Annotated in this window: 22 protein-coding genes; 15 read left to right on the forward strand and 7 right to left on the reverse strand. The window is 46.6% G+C overall.

Annotated elements, in window-relative coordinates:
- Positions 1–147: 147 nt before the first annotated feature.
- The 12 genes from paaE (at position 148) to SGRA_RS19460 (ending at position 11923) form a co-directional block, all read left to right on the forward strand.
- Positions 148–1218, forward strand: a complete 1071-nt coding sequence (paaE, locus tag SGRA_RS19405) for a 1,2-phenylacetyl-CoA epoxidase subunit PaaE (protein ID WP_015695528.1) — start codon at positions 148–150, stop codon at positions 1216–1218.
- A gap of 91 nt (positions 1219–1309) precedes the next feature.
- Positions 1310–2272, forward strand: a complete 963-nt coding sequence (gene paaA / locus SGRA_RS19410) for a 1,2-phenylacetyl-CoA epoxidase subunit PaaA (protein ID WP_015695529.1) — start codon at positions 1310–1312, stop codon at positions 2270–2272.
- A gap of 156 nt (positions 2273–2428) precedes the next feature.
- Entirely contained in the window at positions 2429–2713 is a 285-nt protein-coding gene (gene paaB, locus SGRA_RS19415; protein ID WP_002656138.1) for a 1,2-phenylacetyl-CoA epoxidase subunit PaaB, read from the forward strand.
- Positions 2714–2746: 33 nt separating this feature from the next.
- Positions 2747–3505, forward strand: a complete 759-nt coding sequence (paaC, locus tag SGRA_RS19420; protein WP_015695530.1) for a 1,2-phenylacetyl-CoA epoxidase subunit PaaC — start codon at positions 2747–2749, stop codon at positions 3503–3505.
- A gap of 218 nt (positions 3506–3723) precedes the next feature.
- A complete protein-coding gene (gene paaD, locus SGRA_RS19425) occupies positions 3724–4215 on the forward strand; it encodes a 1,2-phenylacetyl-CoA epoxidase subunit PaaD (protein ID WP_015695532.1) in 492 nt (163 codons plus the stop codon).
- A gap of 9 nt (positions 4216–4224) precedes the next feature.
- Positions 4225–5010: an enoyl-CoA hydratase-related protein gene (locus SGRA_RS19430; protein WP_015695533.1), complete on the forward strand. Its 786-nt coding sequence runs from the start codon at positions 4225–4227 to the stop codon at positions 5008–5010.
- A gap of 10 nt (positions 5011–5020) precedes the next feature.
- Positions 5021–6178: a 3-hydroxyacyl-CoA dehydrogenase NAD-binding domain-containing protein gene (locus tag SGRA_RS19435; protein ID WP_015695534.1), complete on the forward strand. Its 1158-nt coding sequence runs from the start codon at positions 5021–5023 to the stop codon at positions 6176–6178.
- A complete protein-coding gene (locus SGRA_RS19440; RefSeq protein WP_015695535.1) occupies positions 6171–6605 on the forward strand; it encodes a PaaI family thioesterase in 435 nt (144 codons plus the stop codon). Before SGRA_RS19435 ends, SGRA_RS19440 begins: the two co-directional genes overlap by 8 nt.
- A 185-nt stretch (positions 6606–6790) precedes the next feature.
- On the forward strand, positions 6791–8008 hold the full coding sequence (locus SGRA_RS19445) for an acetyl-CoA C-acyltransferase (protein ID WP_015695536.1): 1218 nt from the start codon (positions 6791–6793) through the stop codon (positions 8006–8008).
- A gap of 269 nt (positions 8009–8277) precedes the next feature.
- Positions 8278–10344 carry a phenylacetic acid degradation bifunctional protein PaaZ gene (gene paaZ / locus SGRA_RS19450; protein ID WP_015695537.1) on the forward strand — a complete coding sequence of 689 codons (2067 nt, stop codon included), beginning with the start codon at positions 8278–8280 and terminating at the stop codon, positions 10342–10344.
- A gap of 187 nt (positions 10345–10531) precedes the next feature.
- Positions 10532–11305: an enoyl-CoA hydratase/isomerase family protein gene (locus SGRA_RS19455; RefSeq protein WP_015695538.1), complete on the forward strand. Its 774-nt coding sequence runs from the start codon at positions 10532–10534 to the stop codon at positions 11303–11305.
- A gap of 15 nt (positions 11306–11320) precedes the next feature.
- Positions 11321–11923 carry an acyltransferase gene (locus tag SGRA_RS19460; protein ID WP_015695539.1) on the forward strand — a complete coding sequence of 201 codons (603 nt, stop codon included), beginning with the start codon at positions 11321–11323 and terminating at the stop codon, positions 11921–11923.
- Positions 11924–11961: 38 nt separating this feature from the next.
- Here SGRA_RS19460 and SGRA_RS19465 read toward each other — a convergent pair whose 3' ends face one another.
- A complete protein-coding gene (locus SGRA_RS19465) occupies positions 11962–12330 on the reverse strand; it encodes a helix-turn-helix domain-containing protein (protein WP_015695540.1) in 369 nt (122 codons plus the stop codon).
- Positions 12331–13126: 796 nt separating this feature from the next.
- On the reverse strand, positions 13127–13780 hold the full coding sequence (locus SGRA_RS19470) for a MarC family protein (protein ID WP_015695543.1): 654 nt from the start codon (positions 13778–13780) through the stop codon (positions 13127–13129).
- 213 nt (positions 13781–13993) lie between these two features.
- On the opposite strand from SGRA_RS19470, the gene SGRA_RS19475 reads away from it, so the two are divergent.
- Both SGRA_RS19475 and SGRA_RS19480 read left to right on the forward strand, forming a co-directional pair.
- A complete protein-coding gene (locus SGRA_RS19475) occupies positions 13994–14455 on the forward strand; it encodes an Lrp/AsnC family transcriptional regulator (protein ID WP_015695544.1) in 462 nt (153 codons plus the stop codon).
- Between the two features lie 213 nt (positions 14456–14668).
- On the forward strand, positions 14669–15583 hold the full coding sequence (locus SGRA_RS19480) for a glycoside hydrolase family 73 protein (RefSeq protein ID WP_015695545.1): 915 nt from the start codon (positions 14669–14671) through the stop codon (positions 15581–15583).
- A gap of 161 nt (positions 15584–15744) precedes the next feature.
- On the opposite strand, the gene SGRA_RS19485 is transcribed toward SGRA_RS19480, so the two are convergent.
- The gene (locus SGRA_RS19485) at positions 15745–16410 is read right to left on the reverse strand and encodes a recombinase family protein (protein ID WP_050981210.1); all 666 of its coding nucleotides are present in this window, start codon (positions 16408–16410) and stop codon (positions 15745–15747) included.
- Between the two features lie 690 nt (positions 16411–17100).
- Here SGRA_RS19485 and SGRA_RS19490 point away from each other — a divergent pair.
- Positions 17101–18159, forward strand: a complete 1059-nt coding sequence (locus tag SGRA_RS19490; protein WP_015695548.1) for a hypothetical protein — start codon at positions 17101–17103, stop codon at positions 18157–18159.
- A gap of 7 nt (positions 18160–18166) precedes the next feature.
- Here SGRA_RS19490 and SGRA_RS19495 read toward each other — a convergent pair whose 3' ends face one another.
- From SGRA_RS19495 to pyrF, 4 genes are read right to left on the reverse strand one after another with little or no spacing between them, the layout of a single operon-like run.
- Positions 18167–19060: a KilA-N domain-containing protein gene (locus SGRA_RS19495; protein ID WP_015695549.1), complete on the reverse strand. Its 894-nt coding sequence runs from the start codon at positions 19058–19060 to the stop codon at positions 18167–18169.
- Between the two features lie 32 nt (positions 19061–19092).
- On the reverse strand, positions 19093–19383 hold the full coding sequence (locus SGRA_RS19500; RefSeq protein WP_071823260.1) for an orotidine 5'-phosphate decarboxylase / HUMPS family protein: 291 nt from the start codon (positions 19381–19383) through the stop codon (positions 19093–19095).
- A complete protein-coding gene (locus SGRA_RS19505) occupies positions 19325–19837 on the reverse strand; it encodes a KilA-N domain-containing protein (protein WP_015695550.1) in 513 nt (170 codons plus the stop codon). Before SGRA_RS19505 ends, SGRA_RS19500 begins: the two co-directional genes overlap by 59 nt.
- A 32-nt stretch (positions 19838–19869) precedes the next feature.
- Positions 19870–21273 (reverse strand): orotidine-5'-phosphate decarboxylase, encoded by a 1404-nt coding sequence (gene pyrF / locus SGRA_RS19510; protein WP_015695551.1) that lies wholly within the window; start codon positions 21271–21273, stop codon positions 19870–19872.

Raw genomic sequence — 21273 nt, forward strand, 5'->3', positions numbered from 1 at the left:
CTCGGCCCTTCGCCGCTTTCAGCGGCTCGGTCTGGCCTGACGGCCACCCTTGCACATCGCTAGGCCGCTCCACCAAATAGCTAAGGCTGGGCCTTTTTCTTCGGCCGCCTAACCACTGAGTTTGAATTTAAAAAACACTGACTATATATGACCGAATTATATCCACTCCAATTGTCGGATGTTCGCCAAGAAACTGAGGATTGCCGCTCTTTGGCTTTTGCTATCCCCCAAAACCTCCAAGAGAAGTTTAAGTTTGTTCAGGGCCAATACCTGACCCTGCAAGCTAAAATCAATGGAGAAGATGTTCGCCGTAGTTACTCGATTTGTTCTAGCCCCTTGGACCAAGAACTTCGGGTGGCCGTCAAGTTATTGCCTGGCGGTAAGTTCTCTACTTTTGCCAATGAAACGCTAAAGGTGGGCGATGAGCTCTTGGCTATGCCGCCTATGGGAAATTTCTATACAGATTTAGATCCCCAACAAAGTAAACACTATTTCTGTGTGGCCGCAGGTAGCGGCATCACACCTATGATGTCGATTATCAAAACGACCCTAGAAACAGAGCCCAATAGCCAGATTACTTTGCTTTATGGCAATAAAAATACCCGAAATATTATTTTTCATGAGCAACTAGAAGGCCTGAAAAATAAGTACTTAGAGCGCTTTACGATCATTTATATCCTCAGCCGTGAAAAACTAGATGAGGATATCCTTTTTGGCCGCATCGATGCCCAAAAGTTTGAGGCGATTAGCCAAACTTTGGTCGATCTCAACACAGTTGATGAATGTTTCCTTTGTGGACCAGAAACCATGATTCTCGCCCTCAAAGAAGGCTTGGCCAATAAGGGCATTCCTCAAAAAAATATTCACTTTGAGCTCTTTGGGACCAACCAAAAGGGCCAGAAAAAACCAGAAATCAAAAAAGAGAACCAAGGCAAAGCCGCCAAAGTAGAGGTCCGCGTAGATGGCCGCAGCTTTATGTTTGATTTGCCCTTTGGTCAAGATAATCTACTAGATGCCTCTATGAAAGAGGGGGCCGATCTTCCCTTTGCTTGTAAAGGTGGGGTTTGCTGCACTTGTAAGGCCCGAGTAAAAAAAGGCGAAGTGGAGATGATGGTCAATTATGCTCTAGAACCAGAAGAGGTCGCCGATGGACTGATTCTCAGCTGCCAAGCTTACCCCAAATCAGAAGAAATCATGCTCGATTTTGACGATATTTAACTAAGCGTACGAACAAGCGTTCGTATTTTTCCTTATATTAAAGAATCAAGCCTTAAGTCTATTTTGACTAAGATGATAAAATAGAATACTTATGACTAAGTCAATCAATATCGCAAAATTAGAAGAGCGTTTTCAAGCTAAGGTAGATGCAGAGCAGAAAATCGAGCCTAAAGATTGGATGCCAGAGGCTTACCGCAAAACGCTAATTCGCCAGATTTCTCAGCATGCACACTCTGAAGTAGTGGGGATGCTGCCCGAGGGAAACTGGATTTTGAGAGCGCCCAGCCTCCGCCGCAAAGTGGCCCTTTTGGCCAAGGTGCAAGATGAAGCCGGCCACGGTCTTTACCTATATAGCGCTGCCGAAACCTTGGGCATCGACAGAGAGGAGCTCTATGAGCAGTTGCTTTCGGGCAAGGCTAAATATTCCAGCATCTTTAATTACCCCACCCAAACTTGGGCCGATATCGGAACGGTGGGCTGGTTGGTTGATGGTGCAGCTATTATGAATCAAGTGATGCTCACCCGCACCTCTTATGGTCCTTATGCCCGCGCTATGGTGCGCATTTGTAAGGAAGAGAGTTTCCATCAGCGCCAAGGATACGAAATTCTTTTGGCCCTTAGTCAGGGGACCGAAGAGCAGCGCCAAATGCTACAAGATGCGGTAAATCGCTGGTGGTGGCCCTCTTTGATGATGTTTGGACCCAGTGATGCAGCTTCTACGCATTCTGCCCAATCTATGGCCTGGAAAATCAAGCGAAAATCAAATGATCAACTCCGCCAAGAGTTTGTCGATGCAACGGTCCGCCAAGCCGAATATTTGGGCGTGACTTTGCCCGATCCAGACCTCAAATGGAATGAAGAAAGAGGCCATTACGATTTTGGCGAAATCAATTGGGATGAATTCTGGGCCGTGGTTAAAGGCCGAGGACGTTGCAATAAAAACCGCCTGAAAACAAGACGCAAAGCGCATGAAAATGGCGCCTGGGTTAGAGAAGCCGCTATGGCTCATGCCGAGAAGCGAGCCGCTCGCCAAAAGGAAGAGGGCATCGCCTAAAACGGAATTGGCCTAGCGATGTGAAAGGGTGGCGCAAAGCGCCAGACCAAAGCCGCCAAAGGCGGCTGAAGGGCCGAGCAGACCTGCGAGCCCTGTAACGTAGCGCCGCAAGGCGAAGCCGCAGCGGAGGCCCCAAAACATTAAAAATAACAAGCAATGGATAAGAAATCATGGCCTCTATGGGAGGTGTTTATCAGAAGTAAATCGGGTTTGCAGCACAAACATGTGGGCAGCCTGCATGCCGTAGATGCGCAAATGGCCCTAGAAAATGCCAGAGATGTATACACGCGCAGAAATGAAGGTTTGAGCATTTGGGTGATCCCCTCTAGCCAAATTGTGGCCTCTGAACCCGAAGACGAATATATCTTCGAGGCGGCCAAATCTAAGGTGTACCGCCACCCCACTTTCTATGATATTCCCGATGAAGTGGGCCATATGTAGCCCTATTTGCTCAGACCAAAAAAACTGAATCTTATGGATCAAGCTGCCGCCTTACTGGACTATGTCCTCCGATTGGCAGATACCAACCTCGTTTTGGGCCAACGCCTAGCAGAATGCTGCGGACATGCCCCAGAATTAGAGCTAGATATTGCACTCACCAATATTTCTTTGGACCTAATGGGCCAAGCGCGCTCACTTTATCAATATGCCGCCGAGCTGAAGGGCGAGGGCTGCACAGAAGATGATTTGGCCTATTTGCGGACCGAAAGAGAGTTTCGCAACCCCCTCTTGGTGGAGTACCCCAATGAGGATTTTGCCTATACCATTTTGCGCCAATTTCTCTTCGATGTCTATAATCAACTCTTTTATCAGGCCTTGCAAAATAGCAGCGATGCCCGCTTAGCAGAAATCGCCCGCAAGTCGATTAAAGAAATTCGCTACCACCTTCGCTTTAGCGCCGAATGGTGCATCCGCCTAGGCGATGGCACCGAATTGAGCCGCCAAAAAATGCAAACGGCCCTAGATGACCTTTGGGATTACACCGCCGAGCTTTGCACGCCCAATGCTACAGATCAGACGCTTTTGTCTAGCGGCATTGCCGTAGATCTCGAACAGCTCAAAGTCCCTTATTTTGAACGAGTAGAAGAAATTTTGACCAAAGCTACCCTCGAAAAACCCGATTATGAACCCTTCCAACAAGGAGGAAAAGAGGGCAGCCATACCGAATTTTTAGGCCACCTTTTGGCCGAATTGCAGGTGCTTCAAAGAACCTATCCAGGAGCAGAATGGTAATGTTTTGGGGCCTCCGCCTCGCTTCGCTCGTCGGCGCTACGCTACAGGGCTCGCAGGTCTGCTCGGCCCTGCAGCCGCCTCTGGCGGCTTTGGTCTGGCGCTTTGCGCCACCCTTTCGCATCGCTAGGCCAGGCCTGCTCTTGGCCCATTAAAGAAATAAAGATTCCGTTATTTCTTTAATCCGTTAATTCTTTATTTAAAGAAATCTTTATCCAATTATGGCGGTACAAATCGCAGAAGTAGAAGGCTATTTGGCCCAGGTCAAAGATCCCGAAATTCCGGTCCTATCGGTTTTGGATATGGGGGTGGTTCGGGCCATTCGCCCTTTTGAAGAAGAGGGGGTAGAAATCGACTTGACACCGACTTATTCGGGCTGTCCCGCTATGAGTACGATTTCATTTGATATTGTAGCGGAACTAGAGGCTCAAGGCATTCATCCCGTAAAAATCAATATGGTCCTTAGTCCAGCTTGGACCACCGACTGGCTCACAGAAGAGGGCCGAAAAAAACTGCGGGCCTATGGCATTGCTCCTCCCGAGGGGCAGGCGGGCCGCATCGATGCCCTTTTTGGAGAGGCGCCACAACCCGCCTGCCCCCGTTGCGATTCTAGAAATACAAAGCAGTTGAGCCAATTTGGTTCTACCGCTTGCAAGGCCTTGTATCAATGCCAAGATTGCAAAGAGCCTTTTGACTACTTTAAATGTCATTAAAAAGCAAATATGTCTGACTTACTACTGAAAAAACAAGAAGGGGCCATTTTAGAGCTGTCGCTCAATCGGCCCAAACAATATAATAGTTTCAATCGCCCGATGGCTTTGGCCCTTATTGCTGCTCTAGAAGAAGCCGCTGTGGACCAAACTGTTCGGGTGATTGTGTTAACGGCCCAAGGCAAAGGCTTTTGCGCCGGCCAAGACCTCAATGAAGTGACCGACCCCAATAATGGGATTAACTTTGAGGCTATTTTAGAAGAGCATTACAATCCCATTATTCGCTTAATTCGCCAGACCGAAAAGCCCATTATTGCCGCTTTGCAAGGGGTGGCTGCTGGCGCTGGAGCAAATATCGCTTTGGCTTGTGATTTTGTGGTTTGTAGCGAAAAGGCCAGTTTTACCCAAGCCTTTAGCAAAATTGGTTTGGTGCCCGATAGCGGCGGAAGCTATATTTTGCCCCGTTTGGTGGGCTGGCAAAGAGCCAACGCTATGCTCATGCTCAGCGAGAAGTTTACTGCTCAAGAAGCCCTAGAGCTAGGCATGATTTATAAAGTAGTGGCCGCAGAAGAACTAAACTCCGCCACTCAACAATTGGCAGAGCGCTTGGCCAATATGCCCGGCCAAGCTTTGGGCTGGACCAAACGCCTGCTCAATGCTTCTATTACTAATACCTTAGAAGAACAGCTCAAACTAGAATCAGACCTACAAATTAAAGCAGGCTATTCGGCTGACTTTAAGGAAGGGGTGGCCGCCTTTTTAGAAAAACGCGCCCCAAAATTTAATCAAGACAAATAAAGTAATTTCCATGAAAGTTGCTGTTATCGGAGCAGGGGCTATGGGCAGCGGCATTGCTCAAATTGCCGCCACTCAAGGCCATTCCGTATATTTATATGACAAGTTTCCGCAGGCGCTAGAAAAGGCCCTCGGAAAGCTAAAGAAAATTCTCAATCGCCTAGTTGAAAAAGGGCGTTTGGGCCAAGAAGAGGCCGAGGCCATTTATGGCCGAATTGAGCCCATCTCTGAACTTGAAAAATTGGCTGATTCGGGCCTAGTGATTGAGGCCATTGTTGAAAATCTGGAGATTAAGAAGGCCGTTTTTCAAGAGCTAGAAAGTCTAGTAGCTAAGGATTGTATTTTGGCCTCTAATACCTCATCACTCTCTATTGCTTCTATTGCGGCAGCTTGCCAGCAATCGGAGCGCGTATTGGGCATCCACTTTTTCAATCCAGCTCCCTTGATGAAGCTGGTCGAAATTATTCCAGCGGTCCAAACCGCCGATGCAGTGACCCAAAAGGCCAAAGCAATTATTGATGGCTGGGGCAAACTGACTGTATTGGCCAAGGATACTCCCGGCTTTATTGTCAATCGTGTGGCCCGCCCATTTTATGGCGAAGCCCTTCGCATTTTAGAAGAGGGCATTGCTGATGTGGCCACCATTGATTGGGCCATGAAGGAGTTGGGAGGCTTTAGAATGGGGCCTTTTACCCTTATGGATTATATCGGGAATGATATCAATTATACGGTGACCGAAACCGTTTTTAAAGCCTTTTATTACGATCCTCGCTATAAGCCCGCTTTTACACAAAAGCGCTTGGCTGAGGCTGGATTTTTGGGCCGAAAAACGGGCCGTGGCTATTATGATTATGCAGAAGGCGCAACTGCCCCGGCTCCACAAAAAGAGGAGATTTTGGGCCAGCAGATTTTGCACCGCATTGTAGTCATGTTAATCAATGAAGCGGCCGATGCTCTATTTTGGCAGGTGGCTAGCGCCAAGGATATTGATTTGGCCATGACCAAGGGCGTTAATTACCCCAAAGGATTATTGGCTTGGGCCAATGAGTTGGGCGCAGCTCATTGTGTAGAGCAACTCGATGCCCTTTATGATACTTACCGAGAAGATCGTTATCGCTGTTCGCCTTTGTTGAGAAGAATGGCCCAAGAAAATACCTCTTTCGATGTCTAAAGAAAAAGCAGAATGGATTGTGGGCGAACAGATGTTGGCCAAAGATGCCTTTAGCCAATGGCTAGGCATTCAGGTGGATGAAATTCGCCCAGGATTTGCCGAGCTAAGCATGCGGGTTCGTCCCGAAATGACCAATGGTTTTGGCATTGCGCATGGCGGCATTTGCTATTCTTTGGCCGATACGGCCTTGGCTTTTGCAGCTAATGCACATGGTCCAAAAAGCCGCTCGATCAATACCTCTATTGTACATACTTTGGCGGTAGCTGAGGGCGAAAAATTATTAGCGAGGGCCGAAGAAGAATATTTGCACCCCAAATTGGCCCATTATAAGGTCCATATTTATAACGGAAAAGGCGAACAAGTGGCCATTTTCCAAGGCTCGGTTTATCGCTCTTCTAAAAGCTGGACCCCAGAGGAGCTGGCCTAGCCGAGACAGGCGGCGAAGCCGCCGCAGGCTTAGGGATGGATAGCAGTGGCCGTTAGGCCAGACCGAAGCGCTTTAGCGCTGAAGGGCCGAGCGATCAGCGAGCTGCGACACAGCCCGACCCGCCTGAAAGGCGGGGAAGCCCCCTATTTTAAATGCGTTCTAAGAGAACAACAAGCAACAACAATATGTCTAAAGCAAGTTTTTTGGTGGATGGTGTACGCACGGCCATCGGTAATTTTGGCGGGACTTTATCGCCTGTTCGGACCGATGATTTGGCGGCCCATGTGATTAAGGAATTGGTGGCCCGCCATCCCAATATTCCGCAAGATAGTTATGATGATGTGATTTTGGGCTGCGCCAATCAGGCCGGAGAAGACAACCGAAATGTGGCCCGTATGGCGCTTTTGTTGGCGGGTTTGCCTTATTCGGTGCCTGGCGAAACGGTGAATCGACTTTGTGCTTCGGGCATGTCGGCCGCTATTCATGCGCACCGAGCCATTATGGCGGGCGATGGGGATCTGTTTTTGGCTGGCGGTGTAGAGCATATGACCCGCGGTCCTTGGGTCATTTCTAAGGTCTCTAAACCTTTTGGCCGAGATGCGCAGATGCATGATTCTAGCTTCGGTTGGCGCTTTGTGAACCCCAAAATGAAGGAAATTTATGGGGTGGATGGCATGGGCGTAACTGCCGAGAATTTGGTGGATTTGCACCAAATTTCAAGAGCCGATCAAGATCTTTTTGCCTATCGTTCTCAAATGAAGGCGGCTGCGGCTCAAGAAAAAGGCATTTTGGCCGAAGAAATTGTGCCGATTGCCATTAAGCGGCGCAAGCAAGAGGACCTTATTTTTGATCAAGATGAGTTCATCAAACCCAATTCTAGTCTAGAGGTTTTGGGCAAGTTGCGGGCGGCTTTTCGCAAAGAAGGCGGTAGCGTGACGGCGGGCAATTCTTCTGGCCTCAATGATGGTGCAGCGGTCAATCTAATCGCTTCTGCCGAGGCTGTGGAGCGCTATCAATTGCAGCCTTTGGCCCAAATTATTAGCTCGGCTGTGGTGGGCGTAGAGCCTCGAATTATGGGAATCGGTCCCGTAGAAGCTAGCCGAAAAGCCTTGGCCAAAGCTGGGCTCCGCCTCGATCAAATGGATGTGATTGAGCTCAATGAGGCCTTTGCTGCCCAAAGTTTGGCTTGCACCCGCAGCCTCGGTCTAGCCGATGACGATCCTCGCATCAATCCCAATGGCGGCGCAATTGCCATTGGCCACCCCTTGGGGGTAACGGGCGCCCGAATTTTGTTGGCGGCCGCTAGAGAGTTGCAGCGCAAAGGCGGAAAATACGCTTTGGTGACGATGTGTATTGGCGTGGGTCAAGGCTATGCAACTATCATCAAAAATGTAAATGTCTAAATAGTTTTGGGGCCTCCTGCCTACGGCAGGCGCTACGTTTCGCAGCTCGCAGGTCTGCTCGGCCCTTCGCAGCTTTCAGCGGCTCGGTCTGGCCCTGCGGGCCACTGCTGCACATCGCTAGGCCGCTCCTCTTTGGGGCTCGCTCTGAGCGGTCTGCTCTGGCCCTTAAATTTACAACTAGCTGATAAGTAGCTTTTTGGATCAATAAAGATTTCTTTAATTAAAGAAATAAAGAATTAACGGATTAAAGATTTAAAGAAATAAAGAAGATGTCAACAACTCCCAATATTTCCAACTTTGCGTTGGGGCAGTGGCAGCCGCATGAAGGTGAAGGCATTGCACAATACAATGCCGTTACGGGCCAATTGATTAGCACCGTAGGCAGCCAAGGTTTAGATTATGCGGCCATGGCCCAATACGCCAGAGAAGTCGGTAACCGCAATTTGCGCAAAATGACTTTCCACCAAAGAGGTAGAATGCTCAAGAAATTGGCTTTGCACCTTTACGGAATGCGCAAAAAATATTATCCCCTGAGTTACCAAACTGGGGCCACCAAAGTCGATAGCTGGATTGATATTGATGGGGGAATTGGGACGCTCTTCGCTTATGCTTCTTTGCGTAAAAAGTTTCAAGACCAACCCTATTTTGTAGATGGCGAAACGGCTCCTTTGTCTAAAGAAGGGACCTTTGTGGGCCAACATATTATGGTGCCTCGTCGTGGGGTGGCCATTCATATCAATGCCTTTAATTTTCCCATTTGGGGAATGCTAGAAAAATTGGCGGTTAATCTTTTGGCGGGTATGCCAGCTATTGTCAAACCTGCTGAGCAAACTTCTTATTTGACCCAAGCCATGGTGCAAGATATTGTGGCTTCTGGCATTTTGCCCGAAGGCGCCTTGCAGTTGGTTTGTGGTTCTGGTGTTGGCATTTTGGATTCAGTGACTTCTCAAGATGTGGTGACCTTTACGGGCTCGGCTAGTACGGGTCGTATGCTTAAGAGCTTGCCCCAGATTGTAGAGCAGGCCGTTCCCTTTAATATGGAAGCCGACTCTTTGAACTGTTCTGTTTTGGGCCTCAATGCCTTGCCAGGCACGCCCGAATTTGATCTATTTATCAAAGAGGTGCGCAAAGAGATGACCGTAAAAGCAGGGCAAAAATGTACGGCTATTCGCCGCATTTTGGTCCCTCGCCAGCAAATGGATGCGGTCCAAGAGGCTTTGAGCCAACAATTGGCCAAAACTGTAGTGGGTGACCCTCAGCTAGAGGGAGTGCGTATGGGCGCCTTGGCCAGCAAAGAACAGGTTGCCGAAGTGCGCAAGCAAGTTGGCCTTTTGGCTGAAGAAAACGAATTAGTTTTTGGCCAAATGACCGATTTTGAAGTGATGGGCGCTTCTGCAGAAACAGGGGCATTTTTGGCCCCCATGCTGATGCGTTCTGCAGATGGTTTTAAAGCCAGCCGAGTACATGAACTAGAAGCTTTTGGTCCAGCCAGCACTTTGATTCCTTATGATAATACAGAAGAAGCTGCGGCCTTGGCCCGAATGGGAAAAGGTTCTTTAGTGGCCTCTATTGTTACTGCAGACGACCAAGAAGCCAGAGAATTTGTCATGGAGGCGGCTAGCCATCATGGTCGAATTTTGATTCTCAACCGCGATTCGGCTAAAGAAAGTACTGGACATGGTTCGCCTATGCCTTTATTGAGCCATGGTGGTCCTGGCCGAGCAGGAGGTGGAGAAGAAATGGGCGGAATGCGTGGCGTTAAGCATTATTTACAGCGGACCGCCTTGCAGGGAAGTCCAACCACTCTTTCTAATGTTACGCAGACTTATCAATATGGCGGTCGCTATATTGAGGACCAAGTTCACCCTTTCCGCAAGCACTTTGAAGAATTGCAGGTTGGCGAAACTTGGATCACGCATAAACATACCGTTAGCGAGACCGATATTACCAATTTTGCGAATGTGAGTGGCGACAACTTTTATGCGCATATGGATGCCACTTCTTTAGAGGGGACCATTTTTGAGCAGCGAGTGGCGCATGGTTATTTTGTCTTGGCCAAGGCGGCCGGCTTATTTGTTGAGCCCAGAAAAGGGCCCGTTTTGCTTAATTATGGTTTAGAAGAATGCCGCTTTGTCAAGCCCGTTTATCCAGGAATGACGATTGGCGTACGCTTGACGGTTAAGGAAAAAGTGGCCCAAGAAAAGCGGGAGCCAGAAGATATTGCCAAGGGCATTGTCAAGTTTTTGGTAGATGTCTATGATGAAACTGGCGAAAGTGTGGCCATTGCCACTATTTTGACTATGGTCAAGATGTTGGACCAAAACGGAATTGACTAAATTTGGGCGTAGAGGCGGGCCGAAGGCCCGCCTGGCCTAGCGATGTGCAGCAGTGGCCGTCAGGCCAGACCGAGCCAGTTTTACTGGCGAAGGGCCGAGCGAACAGCGAGCTGCGAAACGTAGCGCCGACGAGCGAAGTGAGGCGGAGGCCCCAAAACATTAAAATATAGTATAAAAACGAGATAGCATGGAAGATAAGACGCAATTAGGAAAAGTAGAATTGACGGTAGAGAAAGGCGTGGCAAAAATTAGTTTTTACCATCCTGCACATAACTCTTTGCCTGGAAAGTTGCTGGCCAAATTGGCCAATACGATCACGGAAGTATCGGCTATGGAGGCGGTAAAACTGATTGTTTTGCAGAGTGAGGGCAATCGCACATTTTGTGCGGGAGCTAGCTTTGACGAATTGATTTCGATTAAGGATTTGGAGACCGGAAAAGCCTTTTTTATGGGTTTTGCCAATGTCATCAATGCTTGCCGCAAATCTTCAAAATTGATTATTGGCCGAGTACAGGGTAAAGCTGTAGGTGGCGGAGTTGGTTTGGCTTCTGCCTGTGATTATTGTTTTGCCACCAAATACGCCTCCGTAAAATTGAGCGAATTGGCCATTGGTATTGGTCCTTTTGTGGTAGGGCCAGCAGTAGAGCGCAAAGTTGGCCTATCTGCCTTTTCGCAAATGGCCATCAATGCCACCCAATGGTATTCGGCAGAATGGGCCAGAGAAAAAGGACTTTTTACGGAAGTATTTGAGAGCGCAGAATTGATGGATGAGGCCATCTTGAAATTGAGCTTCAACTTGTCCAATTCTAGCCCTGAGGCCATGCAAGAGCTCAAAGGAATTTGCTGGAAAGGCACCGAAAATTGGGATGAGCTTTTGGCAGAGCGAGCGGCCATTAGTGGGCGTTTGGTCCTTTCTGATTTTACGGTAAATGCCATCAATGACTTTAAGGCCAAGGCCTAAGCAAAAGCGAAAAAGATGTTTTACGAGTTTAGAGGATACCGCCCGGTGGTGCATGAAACGGCTTTTGTGCATCCTCAGGCCAATGTAACGGGTAATGTGTTCATTGGGGCGCATTGTTATATTGGGCCAGGGGCTGTTTTGCGTGGAGATTGGGGCGAAATTCGCTTAGAGGATGGCTGCAATATTCAGGAAAACTGTGTGGTCCATATGTTTCCGGGCCGCTCGGCTTATTTTGGCGCTGGGGCGCATGTGGGACATGGAGCCATTATTCATGGGGCGCATTTGGAAGAAAATACCATGGTCGGTATGAATGCGGTTTTGATGGATGATGTTCGCCTAGGGGCCCATAGTATTGTGGGCGCTTTGAGTTTTTTAAAAGGCGAAATGCAGATTCCGCCTCGCTCTTTGGTGGTTGGAAATCCGGCCAGAATTATCAAAGAGCTAAGCGATGAAATGATCGCTTGGAAGCGAAAAGGAACCGGACTTTACCAGCAATTGCCCAAAGATTGCCAAGAGAGTTTAAACGTTTGTGAGCCTCTACGGCAAGCAGAAGAAGGGCGGCCTGGCCGTCAAGCTTTTGCCGAATTTGAAAGCCTTAAGCGAACAAAGCGGAAATAAATGAAAAAGCCCCTACAATTGTAGGGGCTTTTTTATGGCTAAGTTGTTTCTGTTTCTCTAAAAGAGAATTGAATATCAATGTTTAATCCAGCTAAAATCTTTAAAAGAGAGGAGAATTGAATATCTGCCTTTTTATTTTCTACTCTTGAGATATAGCTTGCTTTTAGTCCTGTTTTTTCGGCTATATTTTCTTGCGTGAGCCCTGCCTGCTCCCTTATTTCTTTGATTAGCCCAAATATTTCCATGGCTTTGTCTTGACGAGCACTAATATTTTCGGCAGGAATTTCATTCATCTCCTCATTAAAATGCATAAGCAAACTAGCAGTGCTAAAATTTGCTCTTTCCTTTGTATTAGGAGCGCCATACTTTTGACTAATTAGTTCATTGACAGTAGTTATTTTCTTCATAGAATTTTATTTTTTGCTTGTTTGCAATAGCTATGTGCCTGTTATAATCTTTAGTTCCTTTTTTTGTCTAAAATTTATTAGTCCCTCAACTTTTTCCTTTTAATAAAAAGAAGTGGAAAAGCCATTAAAGCTGCTTTTATAGGAGGGGAGCTAGCTGTATAATTTGGGGCCCGCGGCCAGCAAAGCTGGCCGCCGCTATGCTGCGCGGCTCGCAGGTCTGCTCGGCCCTGCAGCCGCCTTTGGCGGCTTGGGTCTGGCCCTTTGGGCCACCGCTGCGCAGCGCTGGGCCGCTCATCCATTTTTTTCAGTCTATCTTTTCTCTTTGGCCGTCTTTTGATAAAAATTTTAAGCTGGTCAAGGCATTTTTTTAAGGCATGACTGCTCATCTTTTGTACAAACTTTTGGTCCAATGGTTTCGGCTTTTAGTGCTAAATTCTTGATTTATAGGGGTTAATAGCAATAAAGAAATCTTTAATTAAAGAAATAACGAAATAAAGATTCCGTTAAATAAAGAATTAAAGAAATAACGGAATCTTTATTGCCTACATGGACCAATTTTGCATCTAGAGGCGGCTTTGCCGCCTAGCTGTGGGTGTTCACCCACAGCATCGGCTGAGGGATGGGCAGCAGTGGCCCGAAGGGCCAGACCCAGGCGGCGCAGCCGCCGCAGGGCCGAGCAGACCTGCGAGCTGCGACACAGCCCGACCCGCCCGCAGGGCGGGGCAGCCCCAAAAGAAAAAAGCCCTTCCCCAAAAAAGGAAGAGCTTTATAAACTGAGTATTTTGCTTGCCCTAAATTAGGGAGTGGCTACGGCCAAAGAGGGAAAAATACCGGCCAAAATGGGGCGCAAACCGCTGAGGAAAAACTCTACGGCGATCACCATAACGATGAGGCCCATTAGGCGGAGCATAATTTTATTGCCCGTTTCGCCCAGCCATTTCGAGATAGTTGAAGAGGTATATAAAATGGCATAAGTGAGGGCTAGAATAAGGGCCATACTGCCAATGAGAATAAATTTTTGAGCAATATTATCGGCATCCTGCATCAGGATGATCGAGTTGGTGATTGCGCCGGGGCCACAAATAAGCGGAATGGCCAGGGGCGTAATGGAAATATCGGTAACATAAGATTTTACCTCTTCCTCTCGGACCTTAATGCGGCCCAAGCGGGCTTGCAACATATCGGAGCCCATTTGGAAAAAGATGATTCCGCCCACAATGCGAAAAGCATTGGCCGAAATACCAAAAAAGGAAAACAAAAGCTGCCCAGAAAGAGCAAAGGCCAACATGGTTAGGAAGGCGGCAATGACGGCTTTTTTTGCTGTGGCCCGCTGCTGTTGTTTTGTCAATTCGCTGGTCATGGTCATAAAGACAGGCATTGTGCTTAGCGGATTGACAATAGAAAAGTAGGAGGTGAAGGCCAAAAGGCCAAAAGCCAAGTTTTCGCTCATTGTAGTTGTTTTTTATTGCGAATTAGTTGGATTTGTTTTGCGGGGCAAATCTAGAGCAGCGGACTAGATTTTTAGCGTTTTTTTCTGAAAAAAATCTATATTTAGAAAATTGAACTGCTAAACTACTTTTTAGCAGGAAATATTTTCTTTTACCTACTCAAAAAGGCCCTGCCAAAGTAATTTTCCCCTTATTTAAAGAAAACATTAAGCCGCATGAAACTGGACCCCACTGATTTGAAGATTTTGCAACTTTTGCAAGCCGACGCCAAGTTAAGCATCAAAGAAATCTCGGCCGATTTGGGCCTGAGCAGCACGCCTGTCTACGAGCGCATCAAGCGCTTGGAAAAGCGAGGATATATTAAAGGTTATGTGGCCTTGGTCAATCGGCGAAAAGTAGAAATGGGCCTAATGGCCTTTCTCTCGGTCTCCCTAAAAGAGCATTCGCAAATGGCCCTACTCAAATTTGAGCAAGAGATCATAAAATTCCCTAAAGTGATGGAGTGTTATCATATTGCGGGACAATATGACTTCATCCTCAAGATTGTGGTCCGCGATATGCAAGATTATCACGACTTCACTTTTAATCGCTTAGCGGCCATGGATAATATTGGGCATGTGCAGACCGATTTTGTGATGAATGACATTAAGTACTCGACAGAAATCCCTTTAGATTAAAACAATATGTTTTAAAAAAGGACCAGTATTTTTTTCAAGCAGCAACAACTTGCTGAAAACTAGGCTGTAAAGCGCTTTTAGCTTCTTTTTGGACCAACATACAGCAGAGCGATAGCGGCAAAAAGTTGGAATTTCTTGCGGAATTGAAACAAATTGTTTTAAATTTGTGTAGGAAATGGCAACTCATCTTGCTCACCAATCAAAACAATCGCTATGCTTGAAAAAAATCTCAGCCTTTTGCGCCACAATATTGCTGTGGTCTGGAAAAACCCCAAAAGCTTGCTCATTTATCCACGACAAATGAGCAGAAAAGCCAAATTTCAATGGGTAGTTTTAGGCAGTTTGGCCTTTTTGCTCTCTCAAAGAGAACTGTCTTTTCAGTTATCTTTATCTGTACCCGAAGTTTTAGAAACTGGCCAAGCCGAATTGCCCCCAAGCACAGCTCGTCCACAACTTGCTGCAATACAAGCTGTTGCCAAGCCTTGGTGGAAACAGATTAAAGAAAAATCTAAAGACATTAGAGATAAACTCAATTTGGCCAATGCCGCAACTGCTGTAGGTGCCGCTTTGAGCACAGAACAACAAGCCGAGGCCGCCAAATATTCTAATTTGGGCTTTGTGCTCAATCCAACTTTACCCAAACGCTTGGGCGTATCGGCTGAAGTCGTTGCTTTTAAGACAAAAAAGTGTACAGATTATGTAGATAAATACGCCAAAATTGCTGTAGAAGAAATGGAGCTTTACGGTATACCCGCAAGTATTACTTTGGCTCAGGGTTTATTGGAAAGCAATGCCGGCGATAGCCGATTGGCCAAAAATGAAAACAATCATTTTGGCATCAAATGCAAGAAAAAATGTTTAGGCTGCCGATGTGCTAACTATACCGACGACGATAAATATGATATGTTTCGCATTTTTGAATCGCCCTGGTACAGCTTTAGAGAACATAGCAAATTGCTACAAGGCAAACGTTATAAGCACTTATTAAAACTAGAAATTACAGATTATAAAAACTGGGCCCGTGGCTTACAATCTGCTGGCTATGCGACCAATCCAAAATATGGCGTTACCCTTATCGAAATTATAGAAAAACTGAACCTACAACGTTTTGACAAGGCTGCAAATTAGAGCTGCTGATTGTTAATTTTTCAAGCCGAAGGGCCCTAGATTTTTTCTAGGGCCCTTTTTTGTTGGTTTTCAACTACTTAGATCAATAAAGAAATCTTTAATTAAAGATTTAACGAAATAAAGATTCCGTTAAATAAAGAATTAAAGAAATAACGGAATCTTTATTTTTTTGGTTCATCTTTTTTACGCCAGCCCTTTTGTTTGAGCCATCGATTGAGGTTGGAGGGGGTGGTTTTATAGCGGTCGGCAATATAACGTTGGCTGCTGCCCTGGGCCAAAAGCGCTTGAATTTCGGGCCAAAAAGGATCGAGTTTAGAGCGGCCGGGTCCTTTGGGGCGGCCCAAAGGCAGGCCCTTAGCTTTGCGTGCGGCCAGGGCTTCTTTGGTTCGCTGGGCAATCAGGTCGCGCTCAATTTCGGCGGCCATAGAAAAGACCAGGGCCATAATTTTACTCTGCAAACTTTCGTCGAGTTGCCAGCCGCCCTTGACCGCATAAATCCGAATTCCTTTTTTGAGGGCCAATTGCAAGACCTCCATAATTTCCAACATCGAGCGGCCAATCCGAGAGAGCTCATTGACGATGATCGTATCGCCTTGCTCCAATTCTTCAATAATTTGGCCCAGCCAGCGCTCCCGCCAATTTTTTCGGCCCGATACTTTTTCGGCAATAAAAAAGACCTTGCCCAAATTTTTATCATTGGCCAAAAAGAGAATCTCGGCCTTATTTTTCTCTAAATTTTGTTCTTTTGTAGACACCCGCAGGTAGGCCAATGCCTTTGCGCCTTTTTGCTGCTTAAATTTTTGCCAAACGGCCTGATTTTCTGCCATAATGCTGCTTTTGCTCCAAAATTCGCTAAAAACCATTAAAGCCCTAGTTTTTAGACAACTTTTATTGTTAATTTATCCGTGAATTATTTTATCATTTTTATTATAAAATAATGGAGGGTTTTTAATGAATTTTTTTGGATTTGGGGCCCGCGGCCAGCTTTGCTGGCCGCCGCTATGCTTCGCGGCTCGCAGGTTTGCTCGGCCCTGCAGCCGCCTGTGGCGGCTTTGGTCTGGCCCTTCGGGCCACCGCTGCGCAGCGCTGGGCCAAATAAACGCTTTGCGCTTTGGCCATTTTTTGTATAAAATTTTGGTCCAATTGCTTCAACGCAAAAGCTAAACAGCTGATTTATAGCATTTAGCAGCAATAAAGAAATCTTTGATTAAAGATTTAACGAAATAAAGATTCCGTTAAATAAAGAATTAAAGAAATAACGGAATCTTTATTGCCGCCATGGACCAATTTTGCATCTAGAGGCGAGTTCATGAGGGCTTTAGCCCTCATTTATAAATCATCGCGAAGCGATAGCATTTTGCTGTGGGTTTCAACCCACAGTATCGGCTGAGGGATGGACAGCAGTGGCCGAAGGCCAGACCCAGCCGCCGAAGGCGGCGCAGGGCCGAGCGAACAGCGAGCTGCGATACAGCCCGACCCGCCCGCAGGGCGGGGCAGCCCCAAAACATCAAAAAACTATGAAAACAAATCTTTTTATCCTCAGTATATTGCTTCTTTTTGCGGCCTGTAGAGGGCCAAAACCCCAAAACCAAAAAGAAGCCGCAGCTTTTGTCCTGGCGCAATTGGATTCGGGCCGCATAGATTGCTTTGCCCCTCATTTTGACTCGATCGAGCAGCGCTGGACCTTCTGCGAGGGCTCGGCTTTGGCCTATTGGGCCGATCATTTTTATTTGGTTTCGGATAAGTCTTTGCCGCCAAATTTGGGTAGTCCTTTGCTCAAAATGGATGCTCCATTAGGGGGAAAAGCCCAGTATTTTCCCACCAATTATTTGGCCGAAGTCGAAAAGCTGGAAGCCCTGGCCACTGGGCCAAAAGGACTTTGGGCCATGACAGCATTTGATCGCTTGAAAGATGATGATTGGGCGGGCTACAACCAACTTTGGTTTTGGAAAAATGGCGAAAAACAGCCCTTTTTAGTGGGGGCAGAAGTGCAAGAAGAGAGTGGGCAAAAGGGGAGTTTGGCCCTGCAAAAGGCCATTAAAGACTATTTGGGCCAACCTTATTTTAAGCTAGAAGGCTTGGCAGAAGGGCCAGAGCAACAACTGTTTTTGGGCCTGCGGGCCTTGGGCAAAAGCTATAAAGAATTTGATTATCAGCTGCGGATTTTATCTTTGAAATACGACTATAATGCAGCGGGCATGCCCGTTTTGGACCTCAATATCGAGGAGTTAGCGCTTGACTTGCCCGCTTGGGCCAAAGACCTTCCTTTGGGACTTTCCTCCTTAGATTATCGAGCAGAAGAGCAGGCCTTTTATTTAGCGACGAGCATGGAAGTCGAGGGCCAAGCCTTGAGCAGCTACGTTTGGCGTTTTCCCTACCAAAAAGGGCAAAAAAAGGCCAATTTAGCGGTTTTGCAAGGGGTCAAAAAACAGCCTTTTAAGGTTCCGCATAAGGCAGAAGGCCTTTGTTTTGGGCCAAAAGGCGAGCTTTACCTCCTTTTTGATGATGATCGGGAGTTGCTCTGGGGGCGGCAGCCGCATCAGTTGGATTATTATCGTTTGCGCTTAGATAAATAGTTTGGCCTTAGTTGCCTAAGCGTTTTGGATCTTCCATTTTGGGCAAGGATCTAGAGGTCAAAAGAGATTGCATTTGTTTGATGGCCGCTTGATTGAGGATATCGGCCCGTTCATCTTGACTCAATTGCATCCGAATCAATTCTGCATTAACAGCTTCTAAGTTGGCGAGGACCAATAGCTGTTCGGTGCTTGCATAATCTCTAATATTTCCTTTTAAATCGGGGTTTTGTTGTCGCCAAAACTTAGCTGTTAGGCCAAAAACAGCCACATTTAGAATATCGGCTTCTCCAGCATAGATAAATCCTTGTCCACTTACTCTAGGTGGAATCAACTCTTCTTTGATGGCATCGGTATGCACCGTATAATTGACTTTGGTCAGCATACGCTTGAGGTTCCAGCCTAAAGCCTCTTGTTTTTTGGCTTCATCAAGCTGTTTGAGGCGCTGAAACTCCTTGAAAACATAGAGTTTAAAGGTAGGGCTGAGGTAAGATAGAAACTCAAAAGCAATATCCTGATGCGCATAGGTCCCACCATAGCGCCCTTTTTTAGAGCGGATACCAAGTGCGCCCGTTTTCTCAATCCACTCGGTCAAACTTAGCGTAAAGGTTGGATCGCCAGTCTGATTTTTAATGTTCTCAAATTCGAGTACATTAAAATTGGGGTTGTGTAGGCTTTCCCAGGCCCCCAAAAAGCTAATGCTGCTTCTATTGCGCAACCAGTTGAGGATCAACTGCCCTGTTTTGGGGTTGAATTTGCGTGCAATATCGGTTAGTGAGATAAAATCTTCTTTTTGCTCACGGTATAATCGAATTTCGCTGCCTTGTACTTTAAGTATTCCCTGTTTTTTTGCCATCTCTATAAAACTAAAAAGCAGTATGGGCAACTCCCATACTGCTTGCATAATAAGTATTTTATTCCACTTTTTTGCTTGTTTTACAAGCGCTTCAAATAGGCTTCCCAACCTACTTTTCGGTATTCGGCGGCCTTTTGGGCGGGCTGTTCATCTTGGTAAATTCCTCGGCCCACAATCATCAAATCAATGCCTCTTTTTTCAAAGGCTTCTGTGGGATGATTGTATTGCTGGCCCAAATTATCAGAGCCACCGCCTAGCTTAATGCCTGGAGTAAACATCAAAAGTCCCGCATCTCTTGGCCGTTTGTTTTGACTAACCACACCCACAACCACTTCTTGCTGATCTTGGGCAATAGCCAAGGCTTTTTTCATGTTCCTTGAAAACATAGAGTTTAAAGGTAGGGCTGAGGTAAGATAGAAACTCAAAAGCAATATCCTGATGCGCATAGGTCCCACCATAGCGCCCTTTTTTAGAGCGGATACCAAGTGCGCCCGTTTTCTCAATCCACTCGGTCAAACTTAGCGTAAAGGTTGGATCGCCAGTCTGATTTTTAATGTTCTCAAATTCGAGTACATTAAAATTGGGGTTGTGTAGGCTTTCCCAGGCCCCCAAAAAGCTAATGCTGCTTCTATTGCGCAACCAGTTGAGGATCAACTGCCCTGTTTTGGGGTTGAATTTGCGTGCAATATCGGTTAGTGAGATAAAATCTTCTTTTTGCTCACGGTATAATCGAATTTCGCTGCCTTGTACTTTAAGTATTCCCTGTTTTTTTGCCATCTCTATAAAACTAAAAAGCAGTATGGGCAACTCCCATACTGCTTGCATAATAAGTATTTTATTCCACTTTTTTGCTTGTTTTACAAGCGCTTCAAATAGGCTTCCCAACCTACTTTTCGGTATTCGGCGGCCTTTTGGGCGGGCTGTTCATCTTGGTAAATTCCTCGGCCCACAATCATCAAATCAATGCCTCTTTTTTCAAAGGCTTCTGTGGGATGATTGTATTGCTGGCCCAAATTATCAGAGCCACCGCCTAGCTTAATGCCTGGAGTAAACATCAAAAGTCCCGCATCTCTTGGCCGTTTGTTTTGACTAACCACACCCACAACCACTTCTTGCTGATCTTGGGCAATAGCCAAGGCTTTTTTCATGTACTCTCTGCTAGTTAAAGTATCTACGGTCGACATTTGGGCCACCACAATCAAACCCACATTTTTCTGCAGCGCAATTTGCTTTAAGGCGTCTACACTAGAAGCGCCAGCCACCACATGCACGGTAATCAAATCGGCCCAATCGGCAATGCAGTAAGGGGCAGCTTTAAATTGTTGTTGAACGATATGCCCAATATCGGCAAATTTGCGGTCCTCAAACAAGAGAAAGTTATGGCGTTTTGCCAAAGCTTGTAGCTCAATAACCAGCTCTTGGTCAAAGTCTTCAATGCTGTCCATATGCGTTTTCAAAACGGCAATATATGGTCCCACTTCTTGGGCCAATTGCAGCAATTTGGCTTTGGTCCCCACATCCGCAGAGCAACAAAGGTTGGTTTGTTTTTGCTCCATGATGTCGATCAGGCGCTTGGTCACCCCATTTTGCGTATTCACTTTGATGGTCGAGTAGTTGAGGCGGGGAACAGCCTTGCGCTGCAAACGCAATTGCTCATAACCAATCTGGTTATTTTGCACAAAGGCCAAGGTCAGATTATACATCTGCTCATCTATGCGATCATGTCGATACAAAATGTCCAAAATCTCCGCAATGGTATAGACCGACAAAGCCTGATAACCTTGTTTTTCCAAGGTCGATACGCCCCCTTGCATACGGTCCACAATCGAAATGACATAGTCCACTTCCAAACCTTCGGCTTCAATGACTTCCAAGGTCTCAATCATCGAGATACCACTACTAATGACGTCATCAATAACAACGGCTTTTTGGCCCTCTTCAAAGACGCCTTCCACCATTTTTTTGGTCCCATGTTTTTTCACTTCCTTGCGCTTGACGATCATCGGTTTGTTGTGCATCATCGACAAGGCCGAGCTGAGTGAAAGGGCCGCATAAGGCACCCCACACAAATGGTCAAATTCCAAATCTTTGATCAATTCCCAAAGTTGCTCGCTAATTTCTTTAAGCAGTTGGGGGTAGGCCACCACTCGTCTAAAATCCAAATAAAAAGGCGAGGACAAGCCGCTCTTTAGCGTAAACTGCCCAAATTGCAATACGCCCAATTCTTCCAATTTCAGTAAAAGCGCTTCTTTCTTTTGCAT

This window comes from Saprospira grandis str. Lewin (assembly GCF_000250635.1).
Lineage (GTDB): Bacteria > Bacteroidota > Bacteroidia > Chitinophagales > Saprospiraceae > Saprospira > Saprospira grandis.